This window comes from Sphingomonas sp. CARO-RG-8B-R24-01, from assembly GCF_022662295.1.
Classification (GTDB): Bacteria; Pseudomonadota; Alphaproteobacteria; order Sphingomonadales; family Sphingomonadaceae; genus Sphingomonas.
Map to the genome: position 1 here is coordinate 149,991 of NZ_JAKNQI010000011.1, position 16,049 is coordinate 166,039.

Annotated in this window: 11 protein-coding genes; 5 read left to right on the forward strand and 6 right to left on the reverse strand. The window is 69.1% G+C overall.

What is annotated here, in order from left to right; all coding sequences use genetic code 11:
* Positions 1–45: 45 nt before the first annotated feature.
* On the reverse strand, positions 46–1,242 hold the full coding sequence (locus tag L8G49_RS19125; RefSeq protein WP_242187390.1) for an acetyl-CoA C-acyltransferase: 1,197 nt from the start codon (positions 1,240–1,242) through the stop codon (positions 46–48).
* A 300-nt stretch (positions 1,243–1,542) separates the two neighbouring features.
* Between L8G49_RS19125 and L8G49_RS19130 the strand changes: the two genes are divergently transcribed.
* The 5 genes from L8G49_RS19130 (at position 1,543) to L8G49_RS19150 (ending at position 7,194) form a co-directional block, all read left to right on the forward strand.
* The gene (locus L8G49_RS19130; protein ID WP_242187391.1) at positions 1,543–2,739 is read left to right on the forward strand and encodes an NAD(P)/FAD-dependent oxidoreductase; all 1,197 of its coding nucleotides are present in this window, start codon (positions 1,543–1,545) and stop codon (positions 2,737–2,739) included.
* Positions 2,740–2,891: 152 nt separating this feature from the next.
* Positions 2,892–3,290, forward strand: a complete 399-nt coding sequence (locus L8G49_RS19135; protein WP_242187392.1) for a DUF559 domain-containing protein — start codon at positions 2,892–2,894, stop codon at positions 3,288–3,290.
* A gap of 166 nt (positions 3,291–3,456) precedes the next feature.
* Positions 3,457–5,184 carry a DEAD/DEAH box helicase gene (locus L8G49_RS19140; protein ID WP_242187393.1) on the forward strand — a complete coding sequence of 576 codons (1,728 nt, stop codon included), beginning with the start codon at positions 3,457–3,459 and terminating at the stop codon, positions 5,182–5,184.
* A 217-nt stretch (positions 5,185–5,401) separates the two neighbouring features.
* Positions 5,402–6,496, forward strand: a complete 1,095-nt coding sequence (gene hisC, locus L8G49_RS19145; protein ID WP_242187394.1) for a histidinol-phosphate transaminase — start codon at positions 5,402–5,404, stop codon at positions 6,494–6,496.
* On the forward strand, positions 6,493–7,194 hold the full coding sequence (locus tag L8G49_RS19150; protein ID WP_242187395.1) for a haloacid dehalogenase type II: 702 nt from the start codon (positions 6,493–6,495) through the stop codon (positions 7,192–7,194). The genes hisC and L8G49_RS19150 overlap by 4 nt, the downstream gene beginning before the upstream one ends.
* A gap of 155 nt (positions 7,195–7,349) precedes the next feature.
* Here L8G49_RS19150 and L8G49_RS19155 read toward each other — a convergent pair whose 3' ends face one another.
* The 5 genes from L8G49_RS19155 to L8G49_RS19175 form a co-directional block, all read right to left on the reverse strand.
* Positions 7,350–8,591 (reverse strand): FAD-dependent oxidoreductase, encoded by a 1,242-nt coding sequence (locus L8G49_RS19155; RefSeq protein WP_242187396.1) that lies wholly within the window; start codon positions 8,589–8,591, stop codon positions 7,350–7,352.
* 74 nt (positions 8,592–8,665) lie between these two features.
* Positions 8,666–9,328, reverse strand: a complete 663-nt coding sequence (locus L8G49_RS19160; RefSeq protein ID WP_242187397.1) for a PilZ domain-containing protein — start codon at positions 9,326–9,328, stop codon at positions 8,666–8,668.
* Positions 9,325–9,855, reverse strand: a complete 531-nt coding sequence (locus tag L8G49_RS19165; protein ID WP_242187398.1) for a hypothetical protein — start codon at positions 9,853–9,855, stop codon at positions 9,325–9,327. Before L8G49_RS19165 ends, L8G49_RS19160 begins: the two co-directional genes overlap by 4 nt.
* Positions 9,855–14,867: a DUF11 domain-containing protein gene (locus L8G49_RS19170; RefSeq protein WP_242187399.1), complete on the reverse strand. Its 5,013-nt coding sequence runs from the start codon at positions 14,865–14,867 to the stop codon at positions 9,855–9,857. Before L8G49_RS19170 ends, L8G49_RS19165 begins: the two co-directional genes overlap by 1 nt.
* 75 nt (positions 14,868–14,942) lie before the next feature.
* A complete protein-coding gene (locus L8G49_RS19175) occupies positions 14,943–16,031 on the reverse strand; it encodes a hypothetical protein (RefSeq protein ID WP_242187400.1) in 1,089 nt (362 codons plus the stop codon).
* Positions 16,032–16,049: the final 18 nt, after the last annotated feature.

Here is a 16,049-nt window from a genome sequence, read left to right on the forward strand (position 1 = left end):
AGACGTCCCGTCTTCGTCGGGGTGGTCGCGGGTCGGGCTGGCGCGCTACACGATCTCGAACAATCCCGCCGCGCCCATCCCGCCCGCGGTGCACATCGAGACCACGACCCAGCGCACCCCGCGCTTGCGCCCCTCGATCAGCGCGTGGCCGACGAGGCGCGACCCGGTCATTCCGAATGGATGCCCGATCGCGATCGCGCCGCCGTTGACGTTGTACTTCTCCGGATCGATCCCGAGCGTGTCGCGGCAATAGAGGCATTGCGAGGCGAACGCCTCGTTGAGTTCCCACAACCCGATATCCGCGACGCTCAGCCCCGCGCGCGCGAGCAGCTTGGGGATCGCGAAGACCGGGCCGATCCCCATCTCGTCGGGCGCGCACCCCGCCGCCTGGAACCCGCGGTACAGCCCGAGCACGTCGCGGCCCTCTGCCTTGGCGGTGGCGTGATCCATCACGATCTGCGCCGATGCGCCGTCCGAGAGCTGGCTCGCATTGCCCGCGGTGATCGTCTCGCCCGGACCGGTGAATGCGCCCCCCGGCCACACCGTCTTGAGCCCCGACAGCGCTTCCAGCGTCGTCCCCGGGCGAATGCCCTCGTCCTGCGCGAGGGTGACGGTCTCGCTGCCGGTGCGGGTGCCCGCCTTGTCGAACAGCGCCTTCTCGACCGTGATCGGCGCGATCTCCTCGACGAACGCGCCCGTCTCCAGCCCGCGCGCGGCGCGTTGCTGGCTCTGCGCCGCATAGGCGTCCTGCGCCGCGCGGGTGATCCCGTAGCGTTGCGCGACGATCTCGGCGGTCTCGATCATCGGGATGTAAGCGGCTGGCTCGCGGTCGGTGACCGAGCTGTTGACGAAACGCGGCGCATCCCTGGTGACGGTAAGGCTCACCGATTCCATCCCGCCCGCGAGCGCGACGTCGATCTCGTCGCACAGGATCGACCGCGCGGCGAGCGCGATCGCGGTCAGCCCCGAGCCGCATTTGCGATCGAGCGTGAAGGCGGGGACGGTCTGCGGCAGCCCCGCGGCGAAGGTCGCCATCCGCCCCGCGTTGCCGCCCTGGCTGCCCCATTGGTTGCCGACGCCCCAGAAGATCTCGTCGATCCGCGCGGGGTCGATCCCGGCGCGGGTCACAGCGGCGTTCATCACGTGCGCGGCGAGCACCGGCGCCTCGGTCACGTTGAACGCACCGCGATACGCCTTGCCGATCGGCGTCCGGGCAGTGGAAACGATCGCGGCTTCACGCATGACGGGGGACCTTTCGAGGATCGGGTATGGTGGGGTTGTAGAGGGGGAGGCGTCGTGGCGTAAAGAGCTTCCGTTTGTTTGTGCGAGGGCGAGCGTATTTCCGAAGGGGCGGGAGGGCACTCCAAAGCCGGCGTCACCCTGAACTTGTTTCAGGGTCCACCGTGCCACAATGGCTGGCTGCCCGAGAGGAAAGGTGGATGCTGAAACAAGTTCAGCATGACGGCGGGGGCGGGTCGGGCTGGCCCACGTCCCAAACGCACCGGGTTCTGTTTCCAGCCCGCCGGCTCTATGGCAGCCCACATGACCTCTCCCCAAACCTATGATGCCATCATCCTCGGCGCCGGCGCGGCCGGGCTGATGACCGCCGCGATCGCGGGGCAGCGCGGGCGGCGCGTGCTGTTGATCGACCATGCCGACCAGATCGGCAAAAAGATCCTGATCTCGGGCGGCGGGCGGTGCAATTTCACGAACGTCAACACTGCGCCCGACCGCTACATCTCCGCCAACAAGCATTTCGCCAAGTCCGCGCTCGGGCGCTACACCGCCGCCGATTTCATCGCGCTGGTCGATCGCCACGGGATCGCTTGGCATGAGAAGACGCTCGGGCAATTGTTCTGCGACGGTTCGGCCAGGCAGATCGTCGCGATGCTCCAGGACGAATGCGATGCAGCCGCGCGGGACGGGGGCGCGGTCGAGATCGCGCTCGGCGGCGCGGTGCGGGACGTCGAGCATGCCGATGGGCAGTATCGCGTCAGCGTCGGCGCACGCACGGCGACCGCGCCCGCGCTGGTGATCGCCACCGGCGGCCCGTCGATCCCGCAAATGGGCGCGACCGGCTTCGCCTATGATCTCGGCCGCCGCTTCGGGATGAAGATCGTCGAACCGCGCCCCGCGCTGGTGCCGCTCACGCTCGGCGGCGAGGAAACGCTGTTCCGCTCGCTCTCGGGAGTCGCCGCCGAGGTGGTCGCCAAGGTCGGCAAGACGCACTTCCGCGAGGCGGCCTTGTTCACGCACAAGGGGCTGAGCGGCCCCGCAATCCTCCAGGTGTCGTCCTATTGGCGGCACGGCGAGCCGGTCGGGATCGACTTCCTGCCTGCGCTCAAGCCGGGCTGGCTGGTCGCGGCGAAACATGCGCGCCCGCGCGTGTCGCTGGCGTCGGCCTTGTCGAACCATTTGCCCGGGCGGCTGGCGGAGACGCTCGCGGACCGGCTCGGGGTCGAGGGGGAGATGGGGGCGTCGACCGACAAGGCGATCGACGCGGCCGCGCGACAGCTCGCGGACTGGCGCTTCACGCCGAATGGCACCGAGGGGTTCGCCAAGGCCGAGGTGACGGCTGGCGGGATTTCCACGGCGGAGCTTTCCTCGCAGACGATGGAGTCGCGCAAGGTGCCGGGGTTGTATGCGATCGGCGAAGCGGTCGACGTGACCGGGTGGCTTGGCGGGTATAATTTCCAGTGGGCGTGGGCGAGCGGCTGGGCGGCTGGGATGGCGCTTTAGGCAACGGGCGCACGCTGCCTCGAACCGACCCACCCCCAGCCCCTCCCTTCCAGGGAGGGGAGGTGTGCGCGGCGGTCGTCCTTCTCCCCTCCCTGAAAGGGAGGGGTTGGGGGTGGGTTGCTCTCCGTATTTTCCACCGCCAGTCTCGCGATATGCCGCGCGTCCCGCCCCTCATGACAGACCGCGCCCGTGACTTGCGGACCAACGCCACCGAGGCTGAGCGGCTGATCTGGCTTCGGCTACGGTCCTACCGCCCGCGATTTACACGGCAATTGGTAGTGGGCCACGCCATCCTAGATCTCGCCTGCCGCAGCGTTCGACTGGCGGTAGAGCTCGACGGCAGCCAGCATATCGAGTCGGCCCGTGACGCCGAACGCACCGAATTTCTCGAGCGCATCGGATGGTCGGTGCTCCGCTTCTGGAATTCGGACGTCGTTGCGAATCCCGACGGCGTCGCCGAAGCGATCCTGATCGCGGTCGCCGACCGCCTCGGGGCGACCCACCCCCAACCCCTCCCTTCCAGGGAGGGGAGGAAGAAAAAGCCAACGTAACTCTCCTCCCTGGAAGGGAGGGGCCGGGGGTGGGTCGCTCTCCGCATCACGCTGCCCGACAAACCACAAGAAAACCCCTTTTCCACACCCCCCGTGCATTTTCCGCACGCCCGTGCTAGGGGCCTGATTTGGCGCGCGCCCCCGCCGCCCCCATATTCGGAATACCATGCCCTTTACACATCTCCCCACGCTTCTTGCCGAAGCGCTCTCCGCCCGTGGCTATGCCGCCCCCACCCCCGTCCAGGCGTCGGTCATCGAACCGCAGGCCGAGGGCCGCGATCTGATCGTGTCCGCGCAGACCGGCTCGGGCAAGACCGTCGCCTTCGGCCTCGCGATCGCCCCGCAATTGCTGACCGAAGACGAAGGTCGCTTGCCCCCGCCGCGCGCGCCGCTTGCGCTCGCGATCGCACCGACGCGCGAACTCGCGCTCCAGGTCAGCCGCGAGCTCGAATGGCTCTACGCCAAGGCCGGCGCGCGCATCTCGACCTGCGTCGGCGGCATGGACGCCAGCCGCGAGCGGCGCTCGCTCAGCCACGGCGCGCATATCGTCGTCGGCACGCCGGGCCGCCTGCGCGATCATATCGAGCGCGGCGCGCTCGACCTGTCCAACATCAAGGCGGTCATCCTCGACGAAGCCGACGAGATGCTCGACATGGGCTTCCGTGAGGATCTCGAGCTGATCCTCGACGCCTCGCCCGAGGGTCGGCGCACGCTGCTCTTCTCGGCGACGATGCCCAAGTCGATCGTCGCGCTGGCGAAGCGCTACCAGAAGGATGCGCTGCGCATCTCGACCGTCGGCGAGGACCGTGGTCACGGCGACATCAGCTATCAGGCGGTCACCGTCGCGCCCGCGGATATCGAGAACGCCGTCGTCAATCTGCTCCGTCTCCACGAAGCCGAGACCGCGATCCTGTTCTGCGCGACCCGCGACAATGTCCGCCATCTCCATGCCGGGCTGATCGAGCGCGGGTTCGCCGCGGTCGCGCTGTCGGGCGAGCATAGCCAGAACGAGCGCAACAGCGCGATGCAGGCTTTGCGGGATAAGCGCGCGCGCGTCTGCGTCGCGACCGACGTCGCCGCGCGCGGGCTCGATCTCCCGTCGCTCAGCCTCGTCATCCACGTCGAGCTGCCACGCGACGCCGAGACGCTCCAGCATCGCTCGGGTCGGACCGGTCGTGCGGGCAAGAAGGGCACTGCGATCCTGATCGTGCCGTATCAGCGCAAGCGCCGCGTCGAGATGATGCTGCGCGGCGCGCGGATCGCGGTCGAATGGATGAACGCGCCGACCGTCGACGACATCCGTCAGGCCGACAAGTCGCGCCTGATGACGATGCTGATGGAAGACGTCGAGATCGACGAGGACGATCGCGCATTGGGTGCACAGCTGCTCGAGAAGAAGAGCCCCGAGGAGATCGCGGCTGCGCTCGTTCGCAGCTATCGTGCGCGGATGCCCGCGCCCGAAGAGATGATCGAGGCGAGCGGCAGTGCCGGGTCGTCGCGCGAGGCGGGGAAGGAGCATCATCGCGATGGCTTCGACGACGTCGTCTGGTTCCGCATGGACATCGGACGTCGCCAGAATGCCGATCCGCGCTGGATCCTGCCGCTGATTTGCCGTCGCGGGCACATCACCAAGAACGAGGTCGGTGCAATCCGCATCGCCGCGAACGAGACGATGTTCCAGGTGCCGAGCGCGATCGCGAGCAAGTTCATGTCCGCGGTCAAGCGCACCGAAGGCCAGGAAGCCGAAGGCGCGGTCCAGTTCGAGGCGGTCCAGGGCGGCCCCGAACAGGCCGAACGCGCCCCACGTCGCGCGAACGGCCCCGCGCCGGTCCGCCATGCACCACGCCCGACGCTGCGTCCGGCGGGGGGCGCGACGCGGCGTCCGCGGTCGTAAGGTCGGTTCTCTCCAAAAGCACTTCCCCGGCGGAGGCCGGGGCCCAGTCGCGAAGATCGCCGTAACGAAGCGCAGCATGCGCCGATCGACGGCCCGCGACGGGGCCCCGGCCTTCGCCGGGGCGCCACCTGTTTCGGTAAGGGCGATCTAACGTATCCGTCTCCGTGCGACCGCCCAACCCTTCCCATCCCGCGCGCCAAACGCTAACGCGCTCTCCATGAACGCACCGCTTCCCAAGGCCTGGGTCATGGCCATCGCTCCCTATGTCCCGGGTCGCTCGACCACGGATGGCGATGCCCCCGTGATCAAGCTATCGTCGAACGAGAACCCGCTCGGCACCAGCGCGCAGGCGGTTGCCGCCTTCTCGCGCCACGCGGGCGACCTCGCGCGCTATCCCGATGCGGGCGCGATCGCGCTGCGCGAGGCGATTGCGGCGCATCACGATCTCGACCCCGCGCGCGTCATCTACGGCACCGGGTCGGACGAAGTGCTCCACCTGATCGCGGGCGCCTATGCCGGCCCCGGCGACGAGGTGATCCAGGTCCGCTACGGTTTCGCGGTCTATGAGATCGCGACCCGCCGCGTCGGCGCGACGCTCGTCACCGCCGACGACAAGGACCATGCGACCGACGTCGACGCGATCCTCGCCTGCGTCACCGACCGGACGCGTGTCGTGTTCGTTGCCAACCCCAACAACCCGACCGGCACCTTCGCGCGCAAGGACGAGATCGCCCGCCTGCACGCCGCGCTCCCGAGCCACGTCATGCTCGTGCTCGACCAGGCCTATGCCGAATATCTCGCGCCCGAGGACGACGACGGCGGCCTCGAGCTCGCGCGCACCCAGCCGAACGTGATCGTCACGCGCACCTTCTCCAAGATCCACGGCCTCGCCGCCGAGCGGATCGGCTGGGGTTATGGCTCGGAAGAGGCGATCGCCGCGATGCACCGTATCCGCGCGCCGTTCTGCTGCACCACCGCAGGGCAGGAGGCGGCGATCGCCGCACTCGGCGCGGCGGATTTTATCGCCCAGTCGCGCGAGCATAATCGCGTGTGGCGTGCGTGGTTCGCCGACGAGATGGCGAAGCTCGGCAACGCCGGCCTCCGTCCCGTCCCGAGCGAGGCGAACTTCGTGCTCGTCCTGTTCGAAGGCAGCGTCACCGCCGAGACCGCGTACAAGGCGCTGCTCGAGCGCGGCTATATCGTGCGCTGGTTGCCGGGGCAGGGGCTCGCCAACGGGCTGCGCATGACGATCGGCACCGAAACCGAAACGCGCGGGCTCGCCGCCGCGTTGCGCGAGATCGTCGCGGGGTGATCAAGGCACTCGCCTTCGACGTGTTCGGGACCGTCGTCGACTGGCGGACGAGTATCGCGCGCGAGGCGAGCGCGTTCTTCGCGGCGGCGGGGGTTACGGGGATCGACCCGCACGCCTTCGCCGACCAGTGGCGCGGGCTGTATCAGCCGGCGATGGAGGAGTGCCGCTCCGGCCAGCGCCCCTATACCCGGCTCGACGTGCTCAACCGCGAGACCCTCGAGACGCTGCTTACGGATCACGGGATCGTTGCCGATCCCGAACGCGTCGCCGACTTCGCGCTGGCGTGGCGACGGCTCGATCCGTGGCCGGATTCGGTCGCGGGGCTGACCCGGTTGAAGGCGCGGTTTCCGATCGTCACGCTGTCGAACGGCAATGTCGCGCTGATGCTCCACCTCGCGCGCTTCGGCGGCTTGCCGTGGGATGCGATCCTCGGCGCCGAGGCGACGGAAGTCTACAAGCCGTTGCCCCAGGCATATCTCGGCACCGCCGACATCCTCGGCATCGCACCGGAGGACCTTTGCCTGGTCGCGGCGCATCACAGCGATCTCGCGGCGGCGCGCGCGTGCGGATTGCGGACCGCTTACGTCGACCGGCCGCTCGAACTGGGCGGGGCACCCAAGCCGGATCGTCGGGCGGCGCAGGACTGGGACTTTGCGGCCGACTCATTGACCGAACTGGCGGACAAGCTCGAAAGCTGACGCCCGTCACCCCGGCGGAGGCCGGGGCCGGCACGTTGGTCGCGGAACCGCCGATACGCAGAATACGATCGCGGCCCCGGCCTGCGCCAGGGTGACGGGAGGGGGGTATAGCGACTCTCGCAGAAGCCCCGGCCTGCGCCGGGGCGACGGGCGTATCACGCCGCCAGCATCTCCTTCAATGGCACGGCCGCATCCGCCAGCAGCGCAGGATCCACCACCGCGCGTGCCACCACCAGCGCGCGGCCCTGCACATAGTCGCGCGTCGCATTGACGCAGTCGAGCGCGATCACCGCGCCGTCGCGCAGATACACCACCGAAAAGCTCCGCGTCGCCGGATCGCCGCGCACGACGGTCGCGTCATAGCCGGTCGACAGCCCGACGGTCTGGAGCTTCAGATCATATTGGTTCGACCAGAACCACGGCACGGCATCATAGGGCGCCGCCTCGCCGCTCAGCAGTCGCGCGACCGTGGTCGCCTGGTCGTTGGCGTTCTGGACCGATTCCACCCGGATCACCGCACCGTCGGCGAACCCGTTCGCATGCGCGGCGCAATCGCCGATCGCGAATACGTCGGGGAGCGAACTGCGGCAGAACGCATCGACCGTGACCCCGTTGCCGCCCTCTGCGCCCGCCGCGAACAGCGGCGCGACCGCGGGAACGATCCCGATCCCGACCACGACCATCTCGCCCGGCACGACCGTCCCGTCGCCGAGCCGAACCCCGGTCGCCGCGCCATCCCGCCCTTCGATCGCGGTCACCGTCACACCCGTCCGCAGGTCGACGCCGTGGGCACGATGCTCGGCCTCGTAAAAGGCCGACAGCGGTTCACCCGCGACGCGCGCCAGCACACGCGGGGCCGCCTCCAGCACGGTGACCTGCTTGCCGAGCCTGGTCAGCACCGCCGCCGCCTCCAGCCCGATATAGCCGCCGCCGACCACGACCACCCGCGATACGGAGGGAAGCTCCGCGATCATCCGGTCGACGTCGGCGCGCGTGCGGACGCCGTGGACACCGCGCAGATCGTGCCCGGCACAGCTCAACCGGCGGGGCGCGCCGCCCGTCGCCCAGATCAGCGAGCGATATCCGATCGTCGCGCCGTCCGCGGTCGTGACACAGTGCGCCGCCGGATCGACCGCGACCACCGTGCGCCCCGGCAACAGCGTGATCGCGCGGTCGGCCCAGAAGGCGGCGGGCCGGATCAGGATCCGCTCGAACGGCTTGTCCCCGGCGAGATAGTCCTTCGACAGCGGCGGGCGTTCATAGGGCAGCTCGGGCTCGTCGCCGAGCAGCGCGATCGTCCCGTCGACCTTGCGCTGGCGCAGCGCGATCGCCGCCTGCGCGCCACCATGGCCCGCGCCCACGATCAGCACGTCGAACGGGGCGGTGGCTTCGGTCATGCTACGGCTCTCCTCGGGACAGGGTTCGCCACCGCATGCCCCGCTCCGCGCCATCGATCAATCCGCGCCGCGCATCAGGTCAGGATCTGCATCAAGGTCGGCAGGTCGAGGATCGGCGTGAACTTCAACCCGACATCGCCGTCCCGCGCCCAGCGGATATAGCCGGCGCGGGGCGCGATGCCGTCGAGGATCAGGCAGGCCGCCGTATCGACCTTCAACACGCCCGCGCCCCGCAACCGCGCGCCGCCCGCGCTGAGGTCGATCAGCTCGATCGCGACGGTCGCCCCAGCGACCCGCAATTGCGCGAGACGGTTGGTCGCGAAGCGGGGCGCGCGCGCGCAATAGCCCTGCCGTGTTCCCCGGTCGGCGACTTTCGCCAGATCCTGCGGCTCATCGAACGCGAGCCCAACCAGAAACCCGCGGTTCCACACGACGCGCGCGAAACAGGGACCGAGCCCGCGCATCTCGAACGTCAGGCGTTGGCCGATCATGGGAACGGTCAGCGTCTCGATCTTGGCACCGCCGACCGACAGGTCGCGGACGAAACAGAACATCTCGCAATCGTCGAGCATCAGCTTGCCGGTCGCCAGCACGCGGCGATACCGCTCGTCCTCGCGCCGTTCGGTGACGACGCGGGGGGCGGCGGGGGCGGCGACGGGGGGCGAGACGGGGGAAGCGGCGAGGGGCGTGGTGAAAGAGGTAGGGAGAGGGGTGGAGACAGGCGCCAGATAGGTCATCGGATCTTTACCCTGTAGCGGATCTGGAACGAGCCGCTGGTTGCGAAAGTGGTGGTCGGCTTGAGGCGGATCGCGCTGACCCGCGAGTCGAAGCCGTCCGCGTCGGGAGTCGGCACGTAGCCCCAGCTCGTCCCGTCGAAGAAATCGACGCAATCGGTGGCGCTGGCGAGCGACGTGAAGGTGCAGCTGAGGTTGCTGCTCCCGAGGCCCAGGCCGAGCAGGCTGCCGTCGAGGAATTCGACCGGTCCCTTGCCCGTCCCCGCGAGATCCGCGACGCGCAGGATGACGCGGGCGGGGAGCACGTCGTCCACCGTGATGTTGCGGACCGGGAGCAGCGCGTTGGTCGCCGGGTTGGTGAACAGCACGCGGTAATCGACGATCGCGCCGGGAATCGCCTTGGGTGCGATCGTGTTGACCGGGTCGGACACGACGCTCGCGGTCTTGGTCACGCTGAGCTGGTCGGCCGCCGCCATGCCGGGAAGCAGCATCGCCGCGAGGCCGGCGAGCAGGATGGTCGCGCGCCGCATCACTTCGCCCCTCCGAAGATCGCGCGGCCGGCGCGGCCGAGCGACCATTGGTCGAACTTGAGCCGCGCGGTGACATAGAAGCCCGAGCGGGTGTAGCGATCCGCCTCGAAATCGCGGTCGCGGTAGCCGGCGATGTTGTAGCCGACCGAGATCCACACGTTCTGCGCGGGCGACACCCCCGCCGCCGGCCCGCCGCTGAACGCGATGCTGCCGCGGTCCCACGCGTGCTGGACCGAACCCTGCACCCCGACGTCGAAGCGGCGGCCGAGATCACGGCGCAGGTCGAACCCGAGCACGTCGATATAGCCGGTATAGTCGTCGGTGCCGAAGCTGCCGCGGACCCACTTCGCGCCGTAATAGACCGTCGCCTCGAACCCGTGGCCAGCGCCTTCCGGCCCGCTGCGGTAATTGACCGCGAGATTGTTGATCAGCCGCAGCGTCGCCTGGAAGCCAGCGCCATATGCGGGGACGCCGATGACGTTGCCGTCGGTGATCCCGGCATCGGCGTGTTCGTTCCGCGCCTGGAGCCGCTCGAGCAGCGACCAGTGGCTGTCCTGCGGGCGGAGCGCGAGCGCCAGGTCGGCGGTGCCGAACGATGCCCGCGCGCCCTTCTTGTCGGTCAGGTCGGAATAACGGACGCTGGCGGCGAGCGTGCGGCCCGCGCCGAGCGCGCGAAGCACGTCGCTGTTGATCGTCCAGCGGTTGCTCTGGTCCGACCGGCGATATTCGAGGCGGCCGTTCCACGACCAGCGCTCGGCGCGGTATCCGCCGCCGACGGTTGCCGCGACATAATCCCCGTCATTGCCATATTGCCCGGCGATCGGCGTGTTGGCGGTGCTGGCGAAGGCGTTGACCAGCGCGCCGGTCGGCACCTTGCCGCGAAGCGTCGAATTGGCGTCGAGCGTCAGGTCGAGGTTCCAGCGCTTGCTCAGCTGGAGCGACTGGTTGAGGCCATATTGCGCATAGGTGCGCTGGCCGTTCTCGCCGCCGGTGGTCGCGGTGTTGCCGATCTGGTTCGCCGCCTGCTGGTTGATCGTGCTCATCAGCTTGGCACCCGACCAGGGGGCGACGTCGAAGCCGACGCGCGCGGTGTTGGCGGTGAAGGCCTTGCCCTGCGAGATCTCGTAGCCCGCGAGCAGCCGCACGCTCTTGCTGATGCGGAGTGCGGCGGTGACCTGTTGGCGCAGCGGGAAGTCGACGCTTTCCTTGTCGCCGCCGGGCGCGACCTGCGCCTGCGCGCCGATCGTCAGCGTGCCGCCGAGCAGGTCCTGCGTGCCGCCAAGCGTGAGCAACCGCGAGTGGCGCGCCTTGCCGTCGATCCCGGTGTCATCGGCATAGGTGCCGCCGACGAACAGCGTGCCGCGCACGCGGCGATATTCGAGCCGCGTCTCGGCCGCGTTGCGCGATCCGGGCGCGTCGAGCTGGGTCGCGTTCCAGGCGGTGAGCGTCAGCGCGAGCCGGTCGGCGAGTGCGACGCGCCCGTCGATCCCCACCTTGCGCGTGCCCGCGTCGACCACATTCTGCTGGCCGAGCCCGAAGCTGCGATCCTGGCTGCGCGCATAGACGAGGAGGTCGGCGCGGCGGGTGTGGATCTCGCCCTCGCCGAGCCATGCCTTGCCGGTGCCGATCCCGAGCTTGCCGCCGGTGGCATATTCCGCGCGGATCTCGGTGTTGCCGGTCGGCTTGGCCTTGAGGTCGAGTCCGGCGACCGTCGCGCGGCCGATCGTCTCGTCGCGCAGCAGGCTCGCGCCGAGCTGCGCACGGCCACGGGCGAGGCGGACGGCGGCTCGGCCACCCGCGGCGAGCTTGCGCGTGGCGCCCTCGGTTTCATAATCGACGACGATGAACACCGGATTGTTGCTCGCATCGCGCCCGAGCACGGGTTCGCGGAAGCGGATCGTGCCCGCGCTGGTGTCGATGTCGTAATCGATGTGGCGGGTCAGCTGCCGGGTCGACAGGATCAGCTCGGGCCGCAGGCGGTCGCGCGTCTCGATCCGGAGCTTGTCGCTGTTCGGCACGATGTCGCGGCCCGACAGGCGATACGGGCCGGACAGGCCGTTGCCCTGGATCTCGTCGCGGCCATACAGCTGGTCGGTATCCGCCGCGAACGCGCTGAACAGGATGCGATTGCCCTGATACTCCGCCTTCACCCCGTTGAGCGTGCGGCTGTAGCGGGTGAGCTGCGTGTCGGTCAGCCCGGTCTCGAAATCGCCGAGCAGCGCATACAGGTTGCGGCGTTCCAGCCGCAGATACAGCTTGCGCTGCGTCGCGGCATCATAGGCCTGCTGCGCCCCGTCGCCGTACACGGTGTAATAGCGGTCGGGATCGATCGTGCCGAGCAACCCGCGGGTGCGGTCGATCGTGCGGGCGCTGTCATAGGCGATCGTGGCCAACCACGAGCCCTTGATCCGCCCCTTGGCATAGAAGGCGATCTGCCCGTCCTGGACCATCCCGCCGCGCATCCCGCGGGGCAGGGTGCTGGTGTGGGTCCTGAGCGTATCGTAGCCGAGCGTGCCCGCGCCGAAGCCGACGATCATCCAGTCGCGTGCCGCCCCCGACAGCCAGGCGCGAATGTCGCTGGTGCGCACCTGCTTGTCCTCGGCGAGCGCGACCGAGAGGTGCACCGCGCCCGCCTGCGTCGTCGGTTCGAGCGCGATGAACGCGAGGCCGTCGTCGCCGGTGACACGCGCGGTGGCCGAGGCGCGGCCACGCCCCTCGAGCGGGCGGCGCTGCGCGAGTTCGGCATCGACCGCGGCGGTATAGGGCTGGTCGACCGTGAACGGGATGACCGTCCCGTCGCGCACCGGGCGACCGGCGGCATCGGTGACGCGCACCGCGATCAGCGGGCGGGTCAGGCCGTCGGCGGTGAGGCGGCTCTTGTCGGCGGCATAGGTCGCGCGGACCGCTGCGGTCGAGGAATGGACGATCCGCTCCAGCGTCGTGACGACCGCGCCATTGGCGTCGAGCACGCGCGCGACGATCCGGTTGTCGCCGTCCTTAAGTCCGATCCCCGACCAGCGCGACAGCGCGATCGTCCTGGCGGGGTTGGTCTCGGTGGTGTCGAAGGCGAGCGCTTCCGCGAGCTGCCCGTTGACGCTGAGCGCGACGCGCTGACCGGGGGCATGCTTGACGACGACGCGGGTGACGGGCGCGCGCGGGTTGGTGTCGGCGGCGGGGAACAGGATCTCGGTGCCCGCGGTCTGCCCGGCGAACCAGTCGCGGTCGCCCGCCGCGATGCTGTCGCTCGCGACCGCGATCGGCAGCGCGTCGGCGACGGCGGCCTTGACCCCGGTCGGGCGGAGCTGGAAGTCGACGCGCTTGAGCAGCCCGCCCTGCGCCTCGACGAAGCGCGAGATCGCGCTGCCCGCGGTCCGCGTGTCGCTGTCGCAGGCGACCGGCTCGTGCGAGGCGGGAAGGCTGTTGGTGTCGAGCTGGACGACGTGGCGACCCGGGCGAATGCCCTCGACGTGATAATAGCCGTCCTTGTCGGTGACGACGAAGGTGCCGTCCTCGAGCATCAGGCGGATCCCGCGGAGGCCGATCCGTCCGCTGTCGGGATCGCCGCACCCGCCCTCGGTCACGCGGCCGATCAGCGTGAAGCCGCTGGTGAACAGCAACGGAGTGATCCGCACCGATGCCGCCGCCTCGTTGCTGGTCGCGCCCGCGCTGCCCGCCGCGAGCACGCGGTTGAGCGCCTCCCCGGTCGGCGCGCCGGGCGCCACCGAGACGACGTAGCGGATGTCGACACGCTGGCCGACCGGGATCGCCGGCACCGCGAAATCGAGGTTGCGGCCGTCCGCCGAGGGTACCGCCTCGCTCGCGCCGCGCGTCGATCCGCGTTCGTAGCGCAGGCCGTTGGGGAGGATGTCGGTGAGGTGGACGTTGCGCGCGGTATCGCTGCCGCGGTTGGTGACGCTCACCAGATATTGCACGAAATCCCCCGGCGACGCCTCGCGCACCGAGGCGGTCTTGGCGATCAGCAGCGCGCTCTGGCCCGCGCGATCGAGCGGAATGTCCGAGAAAAACGGCTTCGGCGTGTCGATCGTGAAGCGTTTGCCGAAGGACGCGTCGTTGAGGATGAACGGCAGCCCGGTCGGGTCGCGCAGCGCGGTCAGGTCCGCCAGCGACCGCGTGCTCGGCGCGGTATAGGCGCCGGGCGGGGTGATGCGCAGGTGGTAATTCCCCTGCGCGACGAACGGGAAGCGATAATTGCCCTGCGTGAACGTGTAATTCCGTCCGCTCGCGTCGGTCGCCTGCGTCCCGCTGACGACGGTCGAGGGGTAGCGGCTGGTGCCGTCGTCGCCGTACACGACCGCGGGCTGGTCGGCGTCGTCGAGCAGCGCGACGGTCGCGCCGTCGACCAGCGCGCCGGTGCCCGAATCGAACACATAGCCGGCCGGATCGACCAGGACCGACGCGCTCGACGCCAGGCTGAAGTCGTCTTCCTGGAACGACAGCGTGAAATTGGCGCCGCGCCCGCGCGTCACGTCGCAGGGGGCGATCTCCGGGCTGCCGCCGCCCTTTTCCGGAACGCCGCCGGCGAACACGCCGGTGTCTGGCCCCGTTTCGAGCAGCTCGATCGTTCCGGTCGTGGTCGGCGTCGTCACCGTGATGTGCGACAGCTCGCGGACGTTGGGATCGTGATTGCCGCCGGCATTGTCGAGCACGAGGATCAACGGCTCGCTGGTATCGAGCGCGGCGAGCCTGGGGGCGGTGGCCAGTGCCGCGGCGTCGATCGGCGCCGGCGTGAACTTCTGCGGCGACGTCTCGCACTTCAGTCCCGTCAACTGATACCCCACGGGCAGCAGGCGGAAACTGAGCGTCGTCGGGCGCTTGGTCCGGTTGACGTCGAGCGTCACCGTATTGGAGGATATCGATTGCCGGCCGCTCGAGGCATCGAAGCCGAGCGTCGCCGTATTGGCAATGCGCGTCACATCGGCCGCCATTCCGGGAATGGCGGCGGCAAGCCCGAGAAGGGCGCCAAAGTGCGCGAGGTGCCTGAATCTGGACATGGCGGGGCGTTCCCCGGCGCGCGGGTTTCGCGCGCCGGAGGGACACTTCTCCTGTAATGTTGGGCGGTACGGCGGCTAGTTGATCGTCACCTTGAACGCGACCGCGGTCGACGCGCCGCCGGCGACCGTGCCGACGGTGACGCTCACATTCTTGGTCGTGCTGTTGAAGCCGGTCGAATCGCTGACCGGCGCCCCGGACAGCGCGCAGGTTCCGCCCGGCAGCCCGACGACGATCGATCCCGGGACGTAGGTGGTGTTGGCGGGGATCGTGTCGTTCAGGATCACGCCATTCGCCGCGGTCGACAGCGTCGCGTTGCGGACGAGCAGGCAATATTGCACCGTCGCGCCGGGCAGGGCCTTGGGATTGAGCGTGTTCACGCCATCCGACAGGACGAGCGCCGATTTCGTCACGGTCAGCGCGACGTTGCGCGTGCCGATCTCGAACGACGCATAGGCGCGGCCCTGGCCGTTGCGCAGGATATCGACGCCGATGCCGTCGTCATCGTCGTCGGCGAACACGATGTCGACGGTATTGTCGGCGTTGGCGAGGTTGAGGTCGGTTGCGACCAGCGCGGTGCCCTGCAAGCCGGTCTGGCCACCGGCCGCGGCCGTCACGTGCAGGTCGACGTTCGCCTGGCTGATCGTCCCCGCCGCCGGCACGTTGCCGACGATGAACACCTCGACCGAGGCATCGGGCGCGAGTTCGTCGATGAAGGTCGCGGTATCGACGCCGGGATCATACACGCCGTTGTTGTTCGAATCGACATAGGCCTTGACGTTCAGCATGTCGAAATCGTCGATCCCGGCGACCAGTCCGTTGGCGATCTGCGACTGGTCCGGATCGAGCAGGAAGTCCTGCGTCCCGTTGGTCGTGTTGGTCACCTTGAACTTGGTATAGACCTGCGTGTCGCCCAGATTGACCTGGGTCTTGGTCGTCTGGTCGACGACCACCGTGAAATTGACCTTGCGATCGACGACGAAGGTCGCGGTCGTCGAATTGGTCGTCTGCGCGGTGCCGTTCACCGTGTAGGCGACCGATGCGGTGTTGCTGATGCTGGTGCCGGCGGCGGTGCTTTGCGATGCCGTCTGCGCCTGCGCCGTTCCGATGCTGGCGACCGCTGCCGATCCGGACAGCAGCAGGGTTCTTACGCGATTACTCAACATTACTGGTCACTCCCTGTT

Excerpts from the sequence above, each read along its gene's own strand:
- L8G49_RS19155 (WP_242187396.1), bottom strand. The coding sequence starts at position 8,591 with ATGACCGAAGCCACCGCCCCGTTCGACGTGCTGATCGTGGGCGCGGGC.
- L8G49_RS19125 (WP_242187390.1), bottom strand. The coding sequence starts at position 1,242 with ATGCGTGAAGCCGCGATCGTTTCCACTGCCCGGACGCCGATCGGCAAG.
- L8G49_RS19160 (WP_242187397.1), bottom strand. The coding sequence starts at position 9,328 with ATGACCTATCTGGCGCCTGTCTCCACCCCTCTCCCTACCTCTTTCACC.
- L8G49_RS19175 (WP_242187400.1), bottom strand. The coding sequence starts at position 16,031 with ATGTTGAGTAATCGCGTAAGAACCCTGCTGCTGTCCGGATCGGCAGCG.
- L8G49_RS19140 (WP_242187393.1), top strand. The coding sequence starts at position 3,457 with ATGCCCTTTACACATCTCCCCACGCTTCTTGCCGAAGCGCTCTCCGCC.
- L8G49_RS19130 (WP_242187391.1), top strand. The coding sequence starts at position 1,543 with ATGACCTCTCCCCAAACCTATGATGCCATCATCCTCGGCGCCGGCGCG.
- hisC (WP_242187394.1), top strand. The coding sequence starts at position 5,402 with ATGAACGCACCGCTTCCCAAGGCCTGGGTCATGGCCATCGCTCCCTAT.
- L8G49_RS19170 (WP_242187399.1), bottom strand. The coding sequence starts at position 14,867 with ATGTCCAGATTCAGGCACCTCGCGCACTTTGGCGCCCTTCTCGGGCTT.
- L8G49_RS19135 (WP_242187392.1), top strand. The coding sequence starts at position 2,892 with ATGCCGCGCGTCCCGCCCCTCATGACAGACCGCGCCCGTGACTTGCGG.
- L8G49_RS19165 (WP_242187398.1), bottom strand. The coding sequence starts at position 9,855 with ATGCGGCGCGCGACCATCCTGCTCGCCGGCCTCGCGGCGATGCTGCTT.